Origin of the sequence: Enterococcus columbae DSM 7374 = ATCC 51263 (genome assembly GCF_000406925.1) — a bacterium.
Lineage (GTDB): Bacteria > Bacillota > Bacilli > Lactobacillales > Enterococcaceae > Enterococcus_E > Enterococcus_E columbae.
On sequence record NZ_KE136348.1, the window covers coordinates 126,549 to 148,730 of the forward strand.

The 22,182-nt window shown below is 36.5% G+C and carries 16 protein-coding genes; 1 reads left to right on the forward strand and 15 read right to left on the reverse strand.

Annotation, left to right across the window (positions count from 1 at the left end):
* Positions 1–71: 71 nt before the first annotated feature.
* The 5 genes from RK02_RS05590 to RK02_RS05610 form a co-directional block, all read right to left on the reverse strand.
* Positions 72–1,433 carry a glycoside hydrolase family 32 protein gene (locus RK02_RS05590; protein WP_016183275.1) on the reverse strand — a complete coding sequence of 454 codons (1,362 nt, stop codon included), beginning with the start codon at positions 1,431–1,433 and terminating at the stop codon, positions 72–74.
* A 10-nt stretch (positions 1,434–1,443) separates the two neighbouring features.
* Positions 1,444–3,054, reverse strand: coding sequence for an ABC transporter substrate-binding protein (locus RK02_RS05595; protein WP_016183276.1), 1,611 nt, complete (start codon positions 3,052–3,054; stop codon positions 1,444–1,446).
* Between the two features lie 28 nt (positions 3,055–3,082).
* Complete coding sequence (locus RK02_RS05600; protein WP_016183277.1) at positions 3,083–3,970, reverse strand: carbohydrate ABC transporter permease; 888 nt, start codon at positions 3,968–3,970, stop codon at positions 3,083–3,085.
* Between the two features lie 13 nt (positions 3,971–3,983).
* Positions 3,984–4,907 (reverse strand): ABC transporter permease, encoded by a 924-nt coding sequence (locus RK02_RS05605; RefSeq protein ID WP_016183278.1) that lies wholly within the window; start codon positions 4,905–4,907, stop codon positions 3,984–3,986.
* A 164-nt stretch (positions 4,908–5,071) separates the two neighbouring features.
* Entirely contained in the window at positions 5,072–6,064 is a 993-nt protein-coding gene (locus RK02_RS05610; protein ID WP_016183279.1) for a LacI family DNA-binding transcriptional regulator, read from the reverse strand.
* A 605-nt stretch (positions 6,065–6,669) separates the two neighbouring features.
* Between RK02_RS05610 and RK02_RS05615 the strand changes: the two genes are divergently transcribed.
* On the forward strand, positions 6,670–7,632 hold the full coding sequence (locus RK02_RS05615; RefSeq protein ID WP_016183280.1) for a LacI family DNA-binding transcriptional regulator: 963 nt from the start codon (positions 6,670–6,672) through the stop codon (positions 7,630–7,632).
* Positions 7,633–7,679: 47 nt separating this feature from the next.
* Here the strand turns inward: RK02_RS05615 and RK02_RS05620 are convergent, their stop codons facing one another.
* From RK02_RS05620 to ftsZ, 10 genes are all read right to left on the reverse strand, one after another.
* Positions 7,680–8,462, reverse strand: a complete 783-nt coding sequence (locus RK02_RS05620) for a PHP domain-containing protein (RefSeq protein WP_016183281.1) — start codon at positions 8,460–8,462, stop codon at positions 7,680–7,682.
* A 68-nt stretch (positions 8,463–8,530) separates the two neighbouring features.
* Positions 8,531–9,976, reverse strand: a complete 1,446-nt coding sequence (locus RK02_RS05625) for a glutamate synthase subunit beta (RefSeq protein WP_016183282.1) — start codon at positions 9,974–9,976, stop codon at positions 8,531–8,533.
* A gap of 7 nt (positions 9,977–9,983) precedes the next feature.
* On the reverse strand, positions 9,984–14,465 hold the full coding sequence (gltB, locus tag RK02_RS05630; RefSeq protein ID WP_016183283.1) for a glutamate synthase large subunit: 4,482 nt from the start codon (positions 14,463–14,465) through the stop codon (positions 9,984–9,986).
* Positions 14,466–14,713: 248 nt separating this feature from the next.
* Positions 14,714–17,512: an isoleucine--tRNA ligase gene (gene ileS / locus RK02_RS05635; RefSeq protein WP_016183284.1), complete on the reverse strand. Its 2,799-nt coding sequence runs from the start codon at positions 17,510–17,512 to the stop codon at positions 14,714–14,716.
* A 288-nt stretch (positions 17,513–17,800) separates the two neighbouring features.
* The gene (locus tag RK02_RS05640; protein ID WP_016183285.1) at positions 17,801–18,469 is read right to left on the reverse strand and encodes a DivIVA domain-containing protein; all 669 of its coding nucleotides are present in this window, start codon (positions 18,467–18,469) and stop codon (positions 17,801–17,803) included.
* Positions 18,470–18,487: 18 nt separating this feature from the next.
* Positions 18,488–19,270, reverse strand: a complete 783-nt coding sequence (locus tag RK02_RS05645; protein ID WP_016183286.1) for a YlmH family RNA-binding protein — start codon at positions 19,268–19,270, stop codon at positions 18,488–18,490.
* 20 nt (positions 19,271–19,290) lie between these two features.
* Positions 19,291–19,557: a YggT family protein gene (locus RK02_RS12120; RefSeq protein ID WP_071856402.1), complete on the reverse strand. Its 267-nt coding sequence runs from the start codon at positions 19,555–19,557 to the stop codon at positions 19,291–19,293.
* Between the two features lie 19 nt (positions 19,558–19,576).
* Entirely contained in the window at positions 19,577–20,215 is a 639-nt protein-coding gene (locus RK02_RS05650) for a cell division protein SepF (RefSeq protein ID WP_016183287.1), read from the reverse strand.
* A 21-nt stretch (positions 20,216–20,236) separates the two neighbouring features.
* Positions 20,237–20,908 carry a YggS family pyridoxal phosphate-dependent enzyme gene (locus RK02_RS05655; RefSeq protein ID WP_016183288.1) on the reverse strand — a complete coding sequence of 224 codons (672 nt, stop codon included), beginning with the start codon at positions 20,906–20,908 and terminating at the stop codon, positions 20,237–20,239.
* A 22-nt stretch (positions 20,909–20,930) separates the two neighbouring features.
* Positions 20,931–22,172, reverse strand: a complete 1,242-nt coding sequence (ftsZ, locus tag RK02_RS05660) for a cell division protein FtsZ (RefSeq protein WP_016183289.1) — start codon at positions 22,170–22,172, stop codon at positions 20,931–20,933.
* Positions 22,173–22,182 lie beyond the last annotated feature (10 nt).

Consider the following 22,182-nt stretch of genomic DNA (forward strand, 5'->3'; position numbering starts at 1 on the left):
ACATTTTTATCATACTAAATTTTCTGATTTTGTCAACCGGATTCATGACAAATATATTATAATCTATGTTTTTAGATTTGCGAATAAACTTTCTTTATTCCTTCTATATAGAATACAGATGTAAGCACTTCTTTTCCATCGTTAACAAAGATTTCAATACTCTGTTGATCAATGTAAACTGTCAAATGAGTGGCTTGGATTTGCACACCACGGTATAGAACTGGATTCCGTTCTTCACCAATTAACTGATACTTCAAATTCTTTCTATCAATATAAACTTCTTTTCTAAAAGCATCGTATCCAAAGCATAAATAATCATCTTTTGTTCCTAGTCTCAGAGCGATACTTTCATTTATATCAATCTCAATTTTTGAAGGTTCCTTAATCTCTTCATTTAGATGAGATTCAATGAACTGGTTAGACAAACTTTCTGGTAATTTTTGCATTATTTGGTTGTCTTTTACTGTCAAGATTCGAGGTAAGCACATCGAACCAAACCAACCATGTTGTAATTGATCAGTAACTAGTGGACGTCCCCAAGTATGCATCCAAGCAATCATGATTCGTTCATTATTTGCATTTTTAGTTGTTTGAGCAGCATAAAAGTCATGACCATGGTCAATTTCTTTAAGGTTGTTAGGATAAAATTTTCCTATTTGCCAGTCCACTCGACCTTCCATAATAATATTGGAATTTTGATTATTAAAATCCAAGTGTTCAGAATGATATTGCATCGGAGACACAATCAGATAACTTTGACCATGCATTTCAAAATAATCTGGGCATTCCCAGACAATTCCTTGATGTTTTTCACCTTTTAGAAAAATTGACTTAAAGGACCATTCAATCAAATTCTCAGACTCTATTAAAACAATACAGCCAACTTGATCTTGATGTTGAGTTGCAACCACAGCGTAGTATTTTCCATTTTTAGTAAATAACTTTGGATCACGAAAATCACTTCTACTAATTTCATTAGGTAATTGTTGACCTGTAATAACTGGATTTTCCTTAATTTTATGGAAAGTAATACCATCAGTAGAGTAAGCCATATTCTGCACTTGAGAAATTGAGCCATCTTCATTCACAATATGGCCGGTATACATTAACCAAAGTGTATCATCAACTACTAAAGCTGAACCTGAAAAACAACCATTTTTGTCATAATCTTGATCTGGTGCTAAGGCGATAGGTAAATATTCCCAATGCGCTAAATCCTTGCTTTTCGCATGACCCCAATGCATTGTATCCCATTTACTATCATAAGGATTATACTGATAAAAAAGATGATATTCTCCTTTATAATATACGAAGCCATTAGGATCATTCATCCAACCAATTTCTGGAACAAAATGTAATTTGGGCTGATAGGTTGATTGTACATTATTCTTATTTGCTTCAATATATTTATTTGCACGTTCAATACTATACATGAATATCCTCCTAATGATTCTTTTGATTGATATCATAATATTTTTGCTTAATCTTCAACCAATCGTTTAAGCCATATTTATCTAGATCTTTCAAATAACTATCCCATTCTTTATCAATATTGCCATTTACAATCCATTCTGCACGTTTACGATAAATATAATCATTCATATCTGCTTCTACTTGGCTAATCTTGTCTAAATCTTTTTCTTTCATGAATACTTTTGGATAGATATTTTCATTGTCCATATAAGGAACATAGTATTCTTTCAACAAATCTAAACGCCATTTTGCATCATCAGGCATTGTGGTCACTTTTCCATAATAACTATTTAGAATGGCTAATGGTCCACCAATTTCAGTCTTTTGACGCAATTCAGCTGGTGCCGTACCTTCTAATGGTAAGTGTTTCAATGAATTCGTTGCTTTATCAAATTCGAAAATATTTTGTTGTTTCTTATCGCCATAAGTTCCCCAGTTATTTTGGACAGATTGAAGTGGTCGATATTGATAATCAATCCATTTGGCAGTTAACTCAAGGTTTTTATTGGCACTTGTAATCACCATACGATCGCGTTGGAATCCCATACCATTTGAGCGAGTAATATGTTTTTTACCACTTGGGCCAGCCAATGCAGGTAATACATCATAAGAATCATTCATGCCTGATACATTCGCCTTATCCCAAGTAAAGTAAACACCATAACGTTTTTCCGCCCCTTTGGCAATATAAGTATTCCAGTCTTGTTCAAAAGCTTCTTTATCAATTAATCCTTTTTCTTGTAATTGGCGCATAAATTTAACGCCTTCTTTATATTCTTCATTATCAGCAGTAAAATCGACTGTACCATCATTATTTACAACTAAGTGATCATCATTGTCCCCGATACCAAATGCTCCGAACAACATTTTGAAATCTTCATTACCTCCACCATTTACAAAGGACATCGGAATTTCATCTTGTTTACCATTTCCGTTTGGATCTTGCGTTTTAAAGGCTTCTAAAACTTTCACTAAATCATCTGTTGTTTGTGGCATTGGCAAGTTCAATTTTTTCAACCAATCGACATTAATCCAAGCCATATCATTCACACTATGAATAGACTCTTTACCTTCACCTAATTCTTCAATCCAAGGGAAAGAATAAATATGTCCATCCGGTGCTGTAATCATGGATTTGTATTGAGGGTTTTCATCAAGAATTTTTTTCAAGTTAGGCATATAGTCTTTAATTAAATCTTCTACAGGAATGATGACGCCTTGTTTTGCCCAGTTCATTAATTCCACATCTGAAGCCCCATCATTATGAATGGCATCTGGTAAATCACCAGAAGAAATATCTAGGTTACGTTTTTCAGCAAAATCAGATTGATAATTGGTCCAATCAATATGCACATTTGTCGCTTTTTCCATCCGCTTTAAAATCAATTTTTGGTTTGGATTTTTTGGTGATAATGGTGAAGAAGAAGTCATAAATTTCAAAGTCACTTCATCTTTTAAAGGAAATTTCACTTTTTCTAATTTATAATCTGGGCTCGCTGCTTCATCTTTTTTGCTACAACCCGCTAATAAAAGTGCACTGCTCGCTACCAAAACACTACCTACTGTCATCCATTTTTTCATGATATTTTTCTCCAATCTAAAATTATTTTTATCCTTTAAGTGAACCAACCATAATTCCTTTATCAAAGTATTTTTGGAAGAACGGATACATAACAATCAATGGTAAACTTGAAATGACAATTGTCGCATATTTAATCATTTCAGCCAAGCGCTTCATCTCGTTCATTGCAGCTTGTGCCCCAATCATATCTTTGGCTGGTTGACTTTGAATTAAGATTTTACGTAAAACTAATTGCAATGGTTCTAAATTCGGATCCTTGATATAAATCATCGCATCAAAATATGAATTCCATTGGCCAACAAAAGCATACAAGAATAATACAAACATAATTGGTTTCGCTAAAGGTAACATAATTTTCAAGAATATCTGTAAGTCATTTGCACCATCAATCACTGCTGCTTCAACCAATTCTTTTGGTAATCCTTGGAAATAAGTTCGCGCTAAAATAATATTCCATACATTGACTGCACCAGGTAAAACAATCGCCCACATTGTATTTAGCATCCCTAATTGTTTAACCAAAAGGTAAGTTGGGACTAACCCACCGCTAAAGAACATAGTAATGATTAAAAAGATATTGACCCATTTACGTCCAACTAACTCTTTATTTGCTAATGGATAAGCGGTTAATACAGAAATCGCAACGGTTAAAACTGAGAAAGTAAAGGAATATAATAGCGAGTTTAAAAAACCTCGAAGTATCGACTTATCACTAAATACTCTGGCATATCCTTCTGTTGTCCAATCTTTAGGGTTAAAACTAATTCCTTTGCTCACTAATACTTGTGGATCCATAAAAGAGGCGACAAGAATATAAACTAAAGGAACAAACGTAATTAGTACTAAAAAAGCAATAATAATCTTATTTAATACCAACATTCTTTTATCAAACTTGGTATACATTTTCATATTCATACGATTTTCCCTCCTATAATCCTTGACCATCATTAACTTTAGAAACTAGTTTATTCACCGCAACAAGTAAGATTACATTAATCACCGTATTAAACAAGCCAACTGCTGTAGAATAAGAATAATCACCAGAGACTAGCCCCACTTTATAAACATAAGTCGCAATAATTTCAGATGAAGTAAGGTTGAGTGAAGTTTGCATCAAATAAGCTTTTTCATACCCAACGCTCATAATGCCACCAGCTGCTAAAATAAACTGAATCACCATAATTGGCTTTAAAGTTGGAATGTCAATGTGCCAAATACGTTGAAAAATATTCGCACCGTCTAATTTTGCCGCTTCAACTAATGAGGTATCCACATTTACTAAAGTCGCGGTATACAATGTCGAAGCCCAACCCATTCCTTGCCAAATCCCACTAAAGATGTATAATGGACGGAACCAATCAGGATCAGTTAAGAAGCTCGCTTTTATCCCAAAGAAACCAAGGATATGATTCACTGGTCCGTCTACTGAGAAGAACAAGAAAATCATCCCAACAATGACAACCACTGAAATAAAATTCGGTGCATATAATACCAATTGAATCCGTTTCTTTGCTTTTTCACTCAATAATTGATTTAACATAATGGCTAAAATAATCGGTGGCAAAAAGCCGAGTAATAAGCCATAAACACTTAATTTCAGAGTATTCATCAATAAATTCATAAAATTAGGTGAAGAGAGGAATTTTTCAAACTCAGAAAAACCAACCCATGGGCTACCTAAAATTCCACGTAACGGATTATAGTCCTTAAAGGCAATGAGCACACCGTACATCGGAATATACTTAAAAATAAAAGTTAATACTAATCCAGGCACTAACATCGCAAGTAATAATTTCTGTTTTTTCACCTTTTGAAGGAATGAATCACTCTTATTCACTGATACTTTATTCATAATTTCCTCCTTTTTTGAAACGTTTCATTTTTGTTTTAAAAGTAAAGAGAGTCGCGCGTAACCTCTCTAACTTTTTTTGAAACGTTTCAAATTTTGCTAAATAAAAAAATCATTTCTGACAAGTTGATACTAACATTGGTAACGCTTCCTGTCAATAGATTTTTTTAATTTTTTGTTGTTGGACCTTCTATGTAGGTTACTGGCAAGATATACTGTAACTTTTTAGGTGACTCTCCTCCAATTTTCTGTATAATTAATTCGACAGCTTTTTGAGCCATTGATTCCAATGGCTGACGAATGGTGGTAACTGGTGTGTTTCTTTCAACAGCCATTTTAATCCCATCAAACCCTATCACTTGAACATCTTCTGGTACGCTTTTACCAATTAGCTTCAATTCCTCTATCACATCTAATGCAGTAAAATCATTAATTGCAAATATTGCATCAATGAATGGATTTTCTACTAAAAATTCATGTAGCTTTCCTTTAAAATCAGTAAATGGTTCTTCTAAATCAAAAGCAACAAATGGTAGGCCCGCATTTAAAATGGTTTTTTCAAAATATTGTCGGCGTTTTTTCGTTTCATTAATGGTTTTGTTATGACTTCCCACAAAAGCAAAATGAGTGCCACCTTTTTCAATTAGCTTTTCTGCTGCAATCGTAGCACCTAAAGCATTATCAGCAGAAACACAAGCAATATGCTTGTCCGTATAAGTACGGTCAATACTTACAAATGGAATATCTGTAGATAAGTGGGATTCAATAGGACTATAGGTAATGGCAATAATACCATCTACTTTATTTTGTTCTAACATTTGGATAATTTCTACTTCTGAATTATACTGACCTATATTACATAAGAGTGTTTTATATCCTTTGCTTGCTAACAATTGTTCGATGTATTGTGCGAATTCACTAAAAAATGGATGCCAAATCGTGGGAACTATCAAACCAATTGTTGAGGTTTGATTTTTTTTCATACCTCGAGCATAAGCATTTGGAATATAATTCAATTCTTTAATCGCAGCCTTCACTTTTTTTAGAGTAGATTGTTTGATACCACTTTCATTATTTATCACGCGAGAAACTGTTCCAACACTCACACCTGCTAACTGAGCCACATCTTTCATTGTAATTGATTCTTTTATTTTCTCCATTCAAATCACCTCCTTACATGGATAGTAACATAATCAATAAAAAATGTCTTTAAAAAAATGATTCCTTTTTTCTTTTCAAAGTAATTAGCTAAATTTATATCCACCAGCAAAAAAAGAACGCTTTCATGAGACATTAACATCAACATTTACATATCTTTCTCGTCTATTGATTATAAAAAGTTCTTCGAAAATTAGCTATCATATCAGCTAGAAATCTTTGTCCTAACTAATCATTCATAACTAAAAATGCCTATGGTCAGTATTAAGCCGAGATTAATATTGGTGAGAAATTTGTATCAAAACATCAAGAATTAGCTGATAAAAATTATAAATATTACAATTCAATTCATATATCTAGCTAAAATTATCTAGCTTAAATGTATCAATACTATTAAGTAAAAATTACTCAAGCTTTTAAAACTACTTGAATATTCATCTAGATAAATCACTATATTTTATTCTGAATGAATCTCTATACTTTATCTTTTTTACAATATATATAAATATTAAAAAACTTGAGTAATTTTTCAAGTTAGATTTAAATAACGTTCAAATAGTCGATACATCAATTAGCTGATCAACTCACAATAAAAAAGGAGTATCTTATGAAAACAAAGCTTACTGATGTAGCCAAGCTTGCAGGCGTTTCACCAACAACGGTTTCCAGAGTAATCAATCATTATCCGGCAGTTAGTAAAGAAACCATTCAATTAGTACAAAAAGCGATGAAGGAATTGAATTATCAACCAAACGCTTTTGCACGTGGACTACATGGAAAAAATACCAATCTAGTTGGCATTATCTTACCTAATCTAAATGATAGTCTTTATGCTGATTTAGTCATCGAACTGGAAAAACAATTACATACTTTAGGCTACTTAACCACTCTTTGTATTAGCCAAAACAACAAAGAAAAGGAACAAGATTTCATTAATCAAATGCTAAATAATAATGCAGCTGGCCTGATTACTGCTAGTCATGCCTTAGCTGTCAAACGCTATCATAATTTGGACTTTGCCGTTACTGCATTTGATCGTAAAATGCAGCATATTCCCTATGTACATACGAATAATTATGAAAGTGGCTTCCAAGCAGCAAAACATCTGATTATGAATCAGCGTAGCAACCTTGCCATGTTTGATGGGCTCAAGCTACATAAAGAGCCAGTTGAACAACGTGCTATTGGTTTTCGAGAAGCCTTAGCTCAGCATAATATCGAGCCACTGATTTTTCATATCAATATGCAGAGCACACAAAGCGCGAAACAAATAGAAAAAATTCTTTTATCAAATACATTAGATGGTGTTTTTTGTTCAGATGAAGCAACAGCTGTTCAACTGATTAAGGTTTGTAAAAAATTAGCCATTCAAATTCCCAAGCAATTACAAATTTGTAGCTACACTTCTAATGAAAATTTATTAAGTTATCTTCATGATATCACTATTTTCCAACATCAAACAGTCGATATTGCTAAAAAGTTAATTGAAATTTTAATGAGTCAAATTACTAAACAACCATTCAGTGCTTCAGAAATTGGCTATCAAGCAGCACTAGTTAGCCACGCTTAAAAAAAGACAAATCGCTTCACTCATCGCAAAAATGAGTGAAGCGATTTTTATATAAGCGAAACAAGCTGAATCTCTGTATTTTCAAACAATGCCAATTGCTTCACCTGATGCTTGGCTAATAACTGTGCCATTTCTGGAAATAACAATTGATAATCATCAGCAACATGTGCATCAGAGCCTAAGGTGAATAACTTTCCACCTAGCGACTGATACAGTGGGATAATATAATCATAAAGAGGCGCATTTTGATATTTGCCAAAACTCTTAGCATTTAATTCTAAGCCCATTTGTCTTTGAATAACTAATTTTAAAATTCGCGTTAGTTGCGTTTCAAAATGATTAGCCAATTCTTCTGCACTAAAAGACAAACGGCGTAAGCCATATTCAAAATGAGTTAAGATATGACCATATTTAAAGGTTTGTAACACTAATTCCATCTGATCAAAATACATTTGGGCAATCTTCAACTTATCCATTGTTAACACAATATCATCCATATAGTCAAAGCGACCATTTTGATGAATACTTAATAAATGTAGGTCGTAAGGATGTGTTTGTAAATAGGCTTCAATTTGCGCTTGCTGCCCGGGAACTACCCCTAATTCGATTCCCTTTAACAGTTTAGTAGGATATTTGTTTGTAAGGTCTTGATGTATTTGACAAAGCCGGTCATAGTTTGGAATATCATCTTTGAATTGGCTACACGGATTTTGCAAATCAAAATGGTCGGTAGCGACAAAAATAGGTAAATCTTTATCTAAATAGGCTTCAAATGTTTCTTCTGAATCAAATGATAAAAAAGTATGTAAATGTTGATCATAATACTGCATTAGTTTCCCTCCTTAAGAAAAGAAGAGCTATCCGTCTCAAAAGACCGATAGCTTTCTAAACAAATGAATTATACTTGATATGTTAGCGCGCGTAAGGATTCATCAACCTTTTCAGCAGCTAGTCTACCTTCACGAATCCCCCAGATAACCAAACTTGGACCACGTTTAGCATCACCGGCTACTAAAACTCGTTCATTATTGGTAGTATAGTCATCATAAATTTCACTTACCCCAAAACGATCAAGTAATGATTTTTCTGGACCTAAAAAGCCCATTGCTAGTAAAACTAAATCAGCCTTGATGACCTGCTCCGTTCCTGCGATAGGTTGGAAGTTTTGATCAACTTGTACTGTTTCTAAGCCAATTAACTGACCTCTTTCTGCACCGATAAAAGCAGTTGTTGAGGTACTATAATAAGTCAATTGCTCATTTTCAAAAACCGTTAAAGCTTCTTCTTGACCATAGCCAATCCGATTAATCATCGGATATTCTGGCCATGGATTATTGGCAGTACGACTTTGTGGTAATTGTGGGGTGATTTCTAATTGTTTTACTGAAGCTGCCCCTTGACGAATGGCTGAACCGATACAGTCATTTCCAGTATCTCCACCACCAATAACAACAACATGCTTGCCTTCAAGCTTACGACTAGTCGCTTGTTTGCCATGCTTTAAGACATCCTTTGTTGCTTCGGTTAGATAATCTACCGCAAATTTCACACCGTTTAATTCACGACCTGGAACTTTTAAGTCACGTGGCACACTGGCACCTGCTGCAATAATCACTCGATCATATTTAGCTTGTAATTCTTCAGCTGAAATATCACGTCCTACTTCCGTATTAGCCACAAATTCAATGCCCAATTCAGCCATTAAATCAATGCGACGTTGCACGATTTCCTTGTCTAATTTCATGTTCGGAATGCCATACATCAATAAACCGCCAAAACGATCACTACGTTCAAAGACAGTGACTTGATGTCCTAATTGATTTAAACGCCAAGCAGCTGATAGTCCTGCTGGTCCACTACCGACAATCGCTACTTTAAAATCAGTACGTTCAGCTGGTAAACCAGATTCCTTGACCCAACCGTTTTCAAAGGCTGTATCAATGATGAAGCGTTCATTATCGTGAATGGTAACTCCTGAACCATTTAAAGCCTCTGTACATGATTTTTCACAAGGAGCTGGACAAACACGACCAGTCATCTCTGGTAAAGGATTGGTTCTCGCTAAACGTTCAAATGCAGCTTTAAATCTACCTTGATACACCAAATCGTTCCATTCAGGGATTAAATTATCATTTGGACAACCTGAAACTGCCCGTTTGCCTCCATAAAAGGTACCAGTATGACAAAATGGAATCCCACAGTTCATACAGCGTGAGGCTTGCTCTTGTCTTTCTTGCGTTGACAATGGCACTTGTAATTCATGCCAGTCGGTAATTCTTTCACCGACTGGACGATATGGATTTTCTTTTCTTGCATACTTTAAAAAACCAAATGGATCTGCCATTTTATCACTACTCCTTTCCTGTAGGGATGCTTAATTGAACACCGACTACTGATTCAAATGCTTGATTCATCAATTCATCGCCAGTATAACCTTTAGAAGCAAAATGCTTAGTCGCATCAACCATCTTATGGTATTCACGAGGATAAACCTTCACAAAATGTTGTTTTTGATTTTCCCAATCATTTAATATTTCAGCGGCTTTGATTGAATCGGTATAGGCTAAATGTTTTTCAATTAATTCTTTCAAGATTTCATCATCTTCGGTTTCATCAATCTTAAATAAATCAACCATTTCCATATTGCAACGATTAGCAAAGGTCTGATCAACATCATAGACATAAGCCACACCACCAGACATCCCTGCACCAAAGTTACGACCTGTTTTTCCTAAAACAACAGCCACGCCTCCAGTCATATATTCACAGCCGTGATCACCGACTCCTTCAACGACAACGTGCGCTCCACTATTTCTAACACAGAAACGTTCACCAGCTAATCCTCTAAAGAAAGCCTCTCCTTTATTTGCACCAAAGCAAGCAACATTCCCTACAATTGGTGATTGCTCTACATCATAACTTGCATCAGTAGGTGGTACAATCACTAAGCGGCCACCACTTAAGCCCTTAGCTACGTAGTCATTGGCTTCTCCGATTAGTTTTAGTTCCATTCCTTGAGTTAAAAAGGCACCAAAGCTTTGGCCAGCAATACCGGTGTACGTATAGTTGATTAAACCAGGTGTTACTGAATAATTACCAAAACGCTCTGCAATCCAACCAGCCATTCTAGCACCAACTGAACGCTGTACATTATTAATCGGTTGATTAATACTTACTGATTGATTGCCTTCAATTGCGGCTTTGGCAAATTGATCCAGCTCTTTCCATTGACGTTTTTCATAGAACGGATCAATGGTTTTGCGTTCAATACCGATTTCATGACCAATAATTCGTGAATAATCTAATGATTTGGCTTTTCCTTTAGCCACAAATTTTGCTTCTAATACTTCACCGTGACCTACCATCTCATCAATTGTCTTAAAGCCTAACTCAGCCATTACTTCACGTAAATCTTCAGCTAAGAACATCATCATATTGACAACATGTTCAGGTTTTCCAGCAAAGAATTTACGTAAAGCCGGATTTTGCGTAGCTACACCAACTGGGCAAGTATTCAAGCTACATACACGCATCATCACACAACCCACTGCAACTAAAGCTAAAGATGCAAAGCTATATTCTTCCGCACCTAATAAAGTGGCAATTGCAATATCTCGACCGGTCATTAGCTTACCATCTGTTTCTAAAATCATCCGTTGACGTAAATTATTTAATGCTAATGTTTGGTGTGCTTCTGCTAAGCCCATTTCCCAAGGCAGTCCAGCATCGCGTACAGAGTTTCTAGGTGAAGCACCTGTTCCACCATCATAACCAGAAATCACCACTACATCTGCACCAGCTTTTACAACACCGGTAGCGATTGTACCAACCCCCGTACTTGAAACAAGCTTCACGTTGATACGGGCATAAGGATTAATGGTCTTTAAATCATAAATCAATTGTGCTAAGTCTTCAATTGAATAAATGTCGTGATGTGGTGGAGGAGAAATTAACATTACTCCTGGCGTAGAACCTCGAATTTCTGCTACCCATGGAAAGACCTTTTTAGCAGGTAACTGTCCACCTTCACCTGGTTTTGCACCTTGCGCCATTTTGATTTGCAATTCATCTGCACTCATCAAATACTCAGCATTCACACCAAAACGACCGGAAGCAACCTGTTTAATTCGGCTATTAAAATTGCGTCCATCCGCCTGTGGTTTAAAACGATTGCGATTTTCGCCACCCTCACCACTATTGGATTTACCACCGATACGGTTCATCGCTTCTGCAATACATTTATGCGCTTCTTCACTCAACGAACCATAAGACATCGCTCCAACCTTAAACCGTTTGACAATGCGTTCGGCCGGCTCTACCTCATCAATCGAGATACTTGGTCGAGTCTTTTTAAACTCCCATTGTGAACGAAGTGTCGTCGGTGTCGCAAGCATTTCTTCATTCATCTGACGGGCATATTCTTTATACAACTGATAGTCACCAGAGCGAACAGCACGTTGGAAATTATAGATAGTCTTTGGATTATATAAGTGATGTTCACCGTCTGCTTTATATTGGAAGCTACCACCAGATGGTAAATAATCATTTGCTTTTTCTCCATAGGCAGCTTCATAACGTTGTAGGTACTCTTCTTCAATTTGTGCTAAGCTAAGTCCGCCAATTCGCGTAACTGTTCCTGTAAAGAATTCGTTCACCACTTTTTCACTTAGGCCCACTGCTTCAAATAATTGTGCACCGTGATAGCCTGCCACCGTTGAGATCCCCATCCGTGACATAACCTTTACAATGCCTTTTTCACAAGCTGTACGATACTTTTCAATTTGATTGCCTAACTCAACATGACGAAGCGTACGATAAGCCCCATATGGATGAATCGCACCTGCACCAAAACCAACTAACATCGCAAAATGATGGACTTCACACACTTCAGCACTATCCACCACGATAGAAGCCAATGCCGCCTTCCCTTGACGAACAAGATAATTATGTAAGCCTGAGACCGCTAATAATATTGGCATTGCTACCTTACCTTCTTGATAGTCACGGTCAGATAAAATCAAAATTGTCGCTCCTTGATCAATAGCCAGTTCACTATCACGACATAATTTTTCCATCGCCTTAGCTAAGTTTTCTCGATTTTCAGGATTATAATCATACAAGGTAGATTGCGTCACTGCACGATGATATTTGCGATTTAAATGCTTTAATTTTAAAAACTCTTTCGTTGTAAGGACTGGTGAATGAACTTTTAATTTACTACAATTTTCCGGAATATCATTTTTGACATCATAATCACGACCTAAAAATAATTCCGTACCAATGACCATTTTTTCACGAATTGCATCAATCGGTGGATTTGTAACTTGGGCAAATTGCTGTTTAAAATAAGTAAATAATGATTGTGGTTTTTCACTTAAAACAGCTAATGGTGAATCAAATCCCATTGAAATAACTGGTTCTTCGCCATTTTTCGCCATTGGAATAATCACCGTACGAATCATTTCTTCTGTATATCCATTTAATTTCCACAAACGATTCATTTCTTGATCAGAATAGGTAACAATTTCTTGTTCAACATCTGGTAATTGATCAAAAGTTAATAATTGTTTTTTCACCCATTTTTCATACGGATGTTGATTCGCATAATGCTGTTTAACCTCTGCTGAATGCATAATTTTACCAGTCTTGGTGTCAACTACAAAGAAATTAGCTGGGCCTAAAACCCCTTTTTCAATCACACGTTCTGGCTCTAAGTCAACAACACCTGATTCAGAAGCGACAACAACCAAGCCATCTTTGGTAATCGAATATCTAGATGGACGTAACCCATTACGATCAAGTGCTGCCCCAACCATTTCACCATCTGTAAAACATAGAGCAGCAGGCCCATCCCATGGTGCCATAAAGCTCGCATTATATTCGTTGAAGGCGGTTTGGCTTGGACTTAAATTTGCTGCTTTGGACCAAGCTTCTGGAACCATCATCATTAAAGCTTGTGGAATATCTCGCCCATGACGATATAAATATTCCATACAATTTTCTAGCTTAGCTGAATCAGAATTTTCCTCATCATAGACCTCAATTTGATGAGAATGCATCCAATTTTCCGCCCCACGTAAGGTATTGATTTCCCCATTATGTGCTAAGAAACGAAACGGTTGCGCACGATTCCAGCTTGGAAAAGTATTTGTTGAAAAACGTGAATGAGTTAAAGCAATACTTGTTTCCATTGCTTCATCTTGTAAATCAAGATAAAACAGACGAACTTGATAAGCATGCAGCATGCCTTTATAGACAATCGTTTTTGATGAAAGACTACAAATCGTTAAATCTTTCGCTTGATAGGTTTTTTCTAGTTTTCGTCTTAAAGTAAATAATTGATCTTCTAATTTTCGACCAGTTGGTGTATCCAATGGTTTTTCAATAAAAATTTGCACAAAGCTAGGCATTACCTTCTGCGCACCTGGGCCGCAGTTGGAAAAGGCATAAGGAACATCACGCTCCCATAAAACATGATAACCAGCCTGCTCAATATCATTGACAATCGCTTTTTGCAATGCTAATTTAGGCGCTTTTTCTTTCGGTAAAAACAGCATGGCTACTGCATATTCGCCTTTTGGTGGCAAGTGTAAGTCAATCTCACTTGCCTTCTTTTGAAAGAAGCTATCTGGCATCGCCATTAATATTCCAGCACCGTCACCTGTATCAGGCTCAGCCCCAGTTCCCCCACGATGATTCATTCGCTCTAACATGGTTAATGCGTAATCAACCAACATATGTGAAGCTTGACCATCTTTTTGAGCAATAAAGCCCATCCCACAAGCATCTTTTTCAAAAGCTGCATCATACATTAATTTTTGATTTTTCTTCATTGAATGGCTCACTTGACACACCTTCCTTTTTATCACTAAATGATTAACCAACAAAATAATTATCTGGATAACTCTTATTATACGATAATTATTAATTTTTGATGAGTTTTTTTCTTATAATAATTTAAAGTTTACACAAATTTTTAGAAAATTCCATCATTTTTTGTGAAAAAATACTGAGAATCGTTATCAATTAGTGCTTATTGATAAAAAAAGAGAGAACCAACCCGATTCTCTCTTCAAATATTTTATGCTTCAAATCCTTGTTCTACAGCTTCTGGAAATTCTGCTGTAACCACTTCTGCACAGTGATGGCAGACATGTGGCATTGCTGGATGATTGCTTAATTCAGCTTTCATTTGACGGCAACGATCACAAACTTCACCTTCTGCACGTTCCACTAAAATAGCGACATCTTCAAATTGCGTAGCATTAGCTGGTGCACTTTGATGGTTTTCTTTAGCAATAGTAAAGAAATCAGGTGAGACAATTAAGATTTGTGGTAAGTTTGCATTTAAGCTTTCTAATAATACACGAACTTGTTCACTTGGATAAATGGTTACTTTCGCTTCCATTGATTTACCAATTAATTTTTCGTTTCGAGCATTTTCTAAAGCTTTTAAGACCTTATCTCTAAAGTCCATGAAAGATTGCCACATATCTAATAGCTCATCTTGATTTGCATATTCTTGATATGCAGGGAATTCAGCTAATTGCACAAATTCCTCTTCTTCTTTTAGATAGCTCCAAATTTCTTCAGCAGTATGTGGGATAATTGGCGTTAATAATTTAGTTAAAGCAACTGCAATATCATAAAAGACCGTTTGCATGCTACGACGTTCATAATTGTCAGCAGCTTCAATATAAACCACATCTTTTGCAAAATCTAAATAGAAAGCAGAAAGGTCAACCGTTAAGAAGTTTACCACTGTACGATAGATATTTAAGAAGTTATATTTGTCATAGCCTTCATCACGGATTTGTTTAATCGTTTGATTTAAACGAACCATCATGTATTTGTCTACAGAACGCAAATCTTCATAGGCAACGCGATTTTCTTTTGGATCAAAATCTGAGGTATTCGCCAATAAGAAACGCATAGTGTTACGGATTTTACGATAAACTTCAGAAACTTGTGCTAGAATTTCCATTGATACGCGAACATCGGCTTCGTAATCAACACTACTTACCCATAGACGTAAAATATCTGCACCCATTTGTTTAATTACTGTTTCAGGAACAATTGTATTGCCTAATGATTTACTCATTTTGCGTCCTTCACCATCTAAAGTAAAGCCTTGTGATAGCACTGCTTTATATGGAGCAACACCATTAATGGCAACACTTGTAGTAATACTTGAGTTAAACCAACCACGATATTGGTCAGAGCCTTCTAGGTACATATCCGCCGGGAAGCTTAATTCCTCACGTTGACGTAAAACTCCTTCATGAGAAGAACCAGAGTCAAACCAAACGTCCATGATATCTGTTTCTTTTGTAAAGAGCCCATTTGGTGAGCCTGGATGAGTGAAGCCTTCAGGTAATAAATCTTTTGCTTCACGTTCAAACCATACGCTTGAGCCATGTTCAGCAAACAATTGAGCAACGTGTTCGATGGTTTCTGGGGTCAAGATTGCTTCACCATTTTCAGCATAAAAGACAGGTAGTGGGACACCCCAAGCACGTTGACGAGAAATCACCCAATCCCCACGATCACGAATCATGTTGTACAAACGAGTTTTACCCCACGGAATAATCCAATCAACTTTTTCAACTTCATCAAGAATATCTTGACGGAATTTATCAATTGAAGCAAACCATTGTGGAGTTGCACGGTAAATAACTGGTTTTTTCGTACGCCAGTCATGTGGATAGCTATGGGTGAAGAAATCTAGTTTTAATAATGAACCATTTTCTTCTAGCATCTTAGTAATAATTGGATTGGCTTTATCATAAAACATACCTTCAAAGCCTGGTGCTTCTTGCGTATAGCAACCACGACTATCTAATGGTGATAAAACATCTAAACCATATTTCTTGCTGACAATGTAGTCTTCTTCCCCATGTCCAGGAGCAGTGTGGACTAACCCAGTACCAGCATCTAAAGTCACATGATCACCTAACATCAATAATGAAGTACGTTCATAGAATGGATGTTGGGCGGTCATTAAATCTAAGGCTTGACCTTTGAATTCTTGTAATACTTCAACTTCTTGCCAACCAATTTCTTGGCTTACTGTTTCAAGCAGTTCTTTAGCTACTACAAATTTGCGGCCATCTGCTTTAATTTGCACATAGTCAAAATCAGGATTGGCTGAAATTCCTAGGTTCGCAGGCAAGGTCCAAGGAGTCGTTGTCCAGATAATAAATGAAGTATCTGTATCTAATAAATCCTTACCATCTACTACTTTAAAGGCAACAAAAATTGAAGGTGATTTCACATCATGATATTCAATTTCAGCTTCAGCTAGTGAAGATTCACTAGATGGTGACCAATAAATTGGTTTTAGACCTTTGTAGATATAGCCTTTTTCAGCCATTTTTCCGAATACACGGATTTGTGCTGCTTCATAATCGGGGGTTAGCGTGATATAAGGATGATTCCAATCACCAGAAACCCCTAATCGTTTAAAATCAGCGCGTTGTTTATCCACTTGTGATAAAGCATAATCATGACATAATTGACGATAAGCAACCATATCCATTTCTTTACGCTTGATGCCTTGTTTCGCTAATACTTGTTCGATTGGTAAACCGTGTGTATCCCATCCAGGAACATATGGCGCACGAAAACCTGACATTGATTTTGAACGGACAATAATATCTTTACTAATTTTATTTAATGAATGACCTAAATGAATGTTTCCGTTAGCATATGGAGGACCATCATGTAAAATAAAACTTGGTTTACCTTCATTTAGTTTTTGACGTTGATTGTATAAATCTTTTTCGTCCCATTCTTGTTGCCACTGCGCTTCACGTGTTGGTAAATTACCACGCATTGGAAAGCCAGTTTTTCCAAGATGTAAAGTTTCTTTTAACTTCATTCTTTGACACTCCTTTAAATATTAATCAATACTTCCTCGTTATTTCAGACAAACAAAAAAGCTCGCCCCTAAAGATAGGGACGAGCGAAATCGTGGTACCACCCAAAATTTGAAGATGATTCTTCCTTTATCATCAATAACGCGATGAACCGTCTATCCCTACTTAAAGCTTCAGGATAGCAAACTCAATGGATGATCTAACGAGATAACAGGGTTTACCGAACTTCCACCAACTTCGGCTCGCTTAAAAAATATTATCTGTTTTTCTGTTCCACAACTTTTATATAATTATTCGTCGATTGTTTGAGAATCGGTTTCTTGTGTTGAAACTTCTATCTCAGAGTTTACTTCATTTTCATTTTCATTGTCAAGTGTTTCCGCCAAAACTTCACGAATGACCGTTGAACTATCTGGTACGTAGCTGGAAAACGGCGCTAGGATTTCATCCCATTCTGGACTTTTGACTTCTTGTAACTGTGTTTCTAATTTTAACAATAAGCTATTGTAAAACACGCGTGTCTTCTTCTTCAAGTCGTTAGTTTCTAAAGCTAACTGACGTGCATTTTCGGTCGCAGCAGACAAAATTTCTTTGGCTTTTTCTTCAGCTGCATTGGTAATTTGAAAGGCACGTTGTTCAGCACTTGCGACCAATTCTGTTGCTTTATTTTGAGCAGAAGTTAATAACACTTCAGATTCTTTATTGGCGCTTGATTTTACCTTGTCAGCTGTATCCTGTGCAACAATGATGGACTGATTCAAGGCATCTTTCAATTCGTTAAAATATGCTAATTTTTCTTCGGCATGCTTTAAGGCTTTTTCTAACTCACGATTTTTTTGAACAGCAAGCTCGTAATCACGCGCAACTAAGGCTAGAAAATCTAACACATCATCCTTGTCATAACCACGCATTTTTACTGGAAAATCTTTATTTGAAATATCTAATGGAGTTAATGTCATAATTGCCACCTCTTTATTTTATTTACGTAATACACCCAATAATAAACGAATTTTTTCTTTCTTAGTCGTCCCTTCAAGTGATCGAATCTGTAAACGACCAAAACCTCTTATTGATACAATATCAAGTAAATCAAGCGTAAAATCAGAACGATTCATTTCTACCCAATTCAACTTAACCTTTCCCGCTTCAATTAGCTGCTTAGAACGCTGACGCGAAATATTAAACACACTAGAGATAACGGTGTCGATTCTAAGTGAACTAACCGTTGTCTGTTCCATCGTCCAATCATCCTTTGGTATCAGCAAATCCGTGTATTGTTTGGTTTCTAAACGAACAGCAATCTTACCAATTTTTTCTACCTGAAGCTGAACATAATTACTTGTCTCTTTGGCTAGTAATACCTGCCAACGCTGCCCATCAGAGATAATATCTCCAAATGAAGCTCGTTTTAAGCCGGTTGACAGCAAAGTTCCCAAAATCTTGCCATGACTTAATGTTGCAAATTTTTTAGGATAATTGATTTCAAACAATGCTATTTCAAAATCATCTTGCGTCGGTTCAAAATAATCCGGATAAATCAAGCATCGAACACGTTCTGCTCGTTCATACCCACCATAAAAACGAAAAGCTAAGTCCGAGTTTTGACGTACCAAGGTTTCTAAAATGTAAGCTTGGCGTGGATCTAAAAAATCGGTCAAAAACGGCGCATACTGCATTTCAACTTTTTCTAACCATTCCTCAACATTGTCAATAAAAGGGCGCTCGTCATCACGAAAATGCTGATAGACATTTACGTTCATCCTAGCTCCCTCCTATCCTTTTAATTTACTAAAAATAATACAATACGAATAATTGTTTGACTGGCTAGCTGTAAAACAATTACCGCAAATAAAATCGTAAAGTCAACCGGACCAAAATGTAATTTCACCCGATCAAAAATACTTAAATATGGTTCACAGATTTTGCTTAAAAAACGACCAAATGCCGAATCATAAGCACCAGGAAACCATGATAATAAAGCATAAATAACAAGTAATGTAGTATATAAATATACAGCATCACTAAATAAACTAAGTAATTGATAGATAATGATAGGCCTTGCCTCCTTATTGAATCTCCAACATGCTAGTATCCATTAATGATTGAGCCGTACCGTCAATTTCAACGCCTTGCGCTGTGCAAAGGAAAATTTCATTACCTACACGTTTAATATCCCCATTTTGAGCATAAACCGTACCAGTCAAGAAGTCGACAATGCGTCGCGCTTGATATTCTTCAATTTGATGAAAATTAATTAAAACCGATTCACCATTCATAATATGCTTAGCAATCTTCATCGCTTCAGAATAAGCACGTGGTTCAATAATAATAATTTTATTGCTTTGATTTGCTTTGACAGCTCCTGATTTAGGTGTACGAGCACTTCTTTGTTGCATCGATACCACGTTTGGTTGCTGATAGCTAGGCTGTGCTTCACTTGTACGTTGGTTTGTTTCTGGTTGATTAAACGTCCCTGCATTTGCAGTTGTTTGTGATACAGTAGGTCGTCTATAATTTGTACTTCTTGGTGCCTGTTGATAGGCGTTTTGAGTTGATGTGTGTGTTGAAGGATTTACTTTATTGGTAATTGGCTTTTGGACTGGTCGTTCATCTGCCAATTCCATTTCTTCATATTCATCATACTCATAATCATAATCATCATCGCCCATTCCAAAAAATGAGGAAATACGATCAAAAATTCCCATGCAAATGCCTCCTTTCAAAAATTATCTAAACAAAGCCGTTCCCACGCGAACAAAAGTTGCCCCCTCGCCAATAGCAACGGGATAATCATTTGACATTCCCATACTTAAATCTAAACAAGGGGCGTTTGTTAAGTGGAGATTTGCTATTTTTCTTTGTATTAGATGCAATTTTTTGAAAATCTCACGTTGCTCTTGTTCGGTAGATTCAAATGGTGCCATGGTCATCAACCCGACCACTTGGATTTGTGTATGTTCAGCTAGCGAGCGAATAAAGCTTTCCACCTCATCAGGGTGAATACCTTGTTTACTCTCCTCACCGGATACATTCACTTCCACAAAACACTTTATGACTTTTTTCGCCCGTTTTTGAATTTCATCTGCTAAACGCAAACTATCTAAAGCGTGAAAATAATCAATCTCATTAATTACATCCTTTACCTTACGACGTTGCAAATTGCCAATGAAGTGCCATACCACCTCAGGATAAGCCTGCAGCTGCGCTTTCTTAGCTAAAAACTTATCCACTCGATTTTCGGCACAATTCAATTGACCTAAACGAATCAAGGATTCCGTTACTTTAGCATCCACCGTTTTGGTTACAGCTACCAAAGTCACTTCATCACTAGAACGATTCGCTAGCGCACATGCTTCATGAATGGTTTGCTGTACTTTGGCTAAATTTTCTTGAATCATCTGCGACTAGCTCCTTTACTTATTAGTTATTGCGTTTGCGACGGAAGAATGGTGGGGTACTCAATTCATCGTCGGCTGTTTTATTTACTTCCTCACGATTGAAAGTCTCAAATTCACGTTTTTCAACATTTTCAAATTGACTTTCATCCACTTTAGGACGTACATTTTGTTCTTTGCGAATATCCCAATCACCGAAAGAATTTTCTTCAGTGACTGGACGTGTTTGATCTAAATCAATCGTAGGTTTAGCTTGTGTTGTATGAATTTGACTTACACGGTGACTACGTGAGGAACTATTTTCTTTTTTACTTGGATCAATACCAGTCGCAATCACTGTTACGCGAATCTCATCTCCTAATTCTTCATTGATTGAAGTACCTAAGATAATATTCACATCTCCACTTGCTGCATGTGCAACAATATCTGCTGCATCCTGAGCTTCAAACAAGGTCATATCTAAACCACCAGTGATGTTTAATAAGACTTGTTCTGCCCCATCAATTGAAGTTTCTAATAATGGAGAAGAAATCGCACGTTTGGTTGCTTCAATCACGCGTTCTTCACCACTAGCAACACCGATTCCCATCAAGGCTGTACCTTGATTAGCCATCACTGTTTTCACATCCGCAAAGTCAAGGTTCACATAACCAGGCGCAGTAATTAAATCAGAGATCCCTTGTACCCCTTGACGTAAAACATTATCTGCTTCACGGAAGGCTTGTAACATTGGCGTTTTCTTATCAACGATTTCTAATAAGCGGTTATTTGAGATAATTAATAGTGTATCGACATTTTCTTTTAATTTAGCAATACCTTCTGCCGCATAACGACCGCGTTTTGGTCCTTCAAAGGTGAATGGTCGTGTAACCACTCCAACAGTTAAAGCACCGATTTCTTTAGCGATACGTGCAACGATTGGCGCAGCCCCTGTTCCTGTTCCACCACCCATACCGGCAGTGATGAAGACCATATCTGCACCTTCTAATGATTCACGAATCGCTTCTTCACTTTCTTCAGCCGCTTTTTGGCCAACTTCAGGTTGAGAGCCAGCACCTAATCCACGAGTGAATTTAGGTCCTAATTGAATGACTGTTTCTGCTTTAGAATTTTGTAAAGCTTGTACGTCAGTATTAACAGTAATAAATTCAACGCCTTTAACGTTTTCTTCAATCATGCGATTAACGGCGTTACCACCACCGCCACCAACACCGATAACCTTAATGACAGCACCAGTGTTTACGCTGTTATCAATAGAGAATTCCATAATATTTATT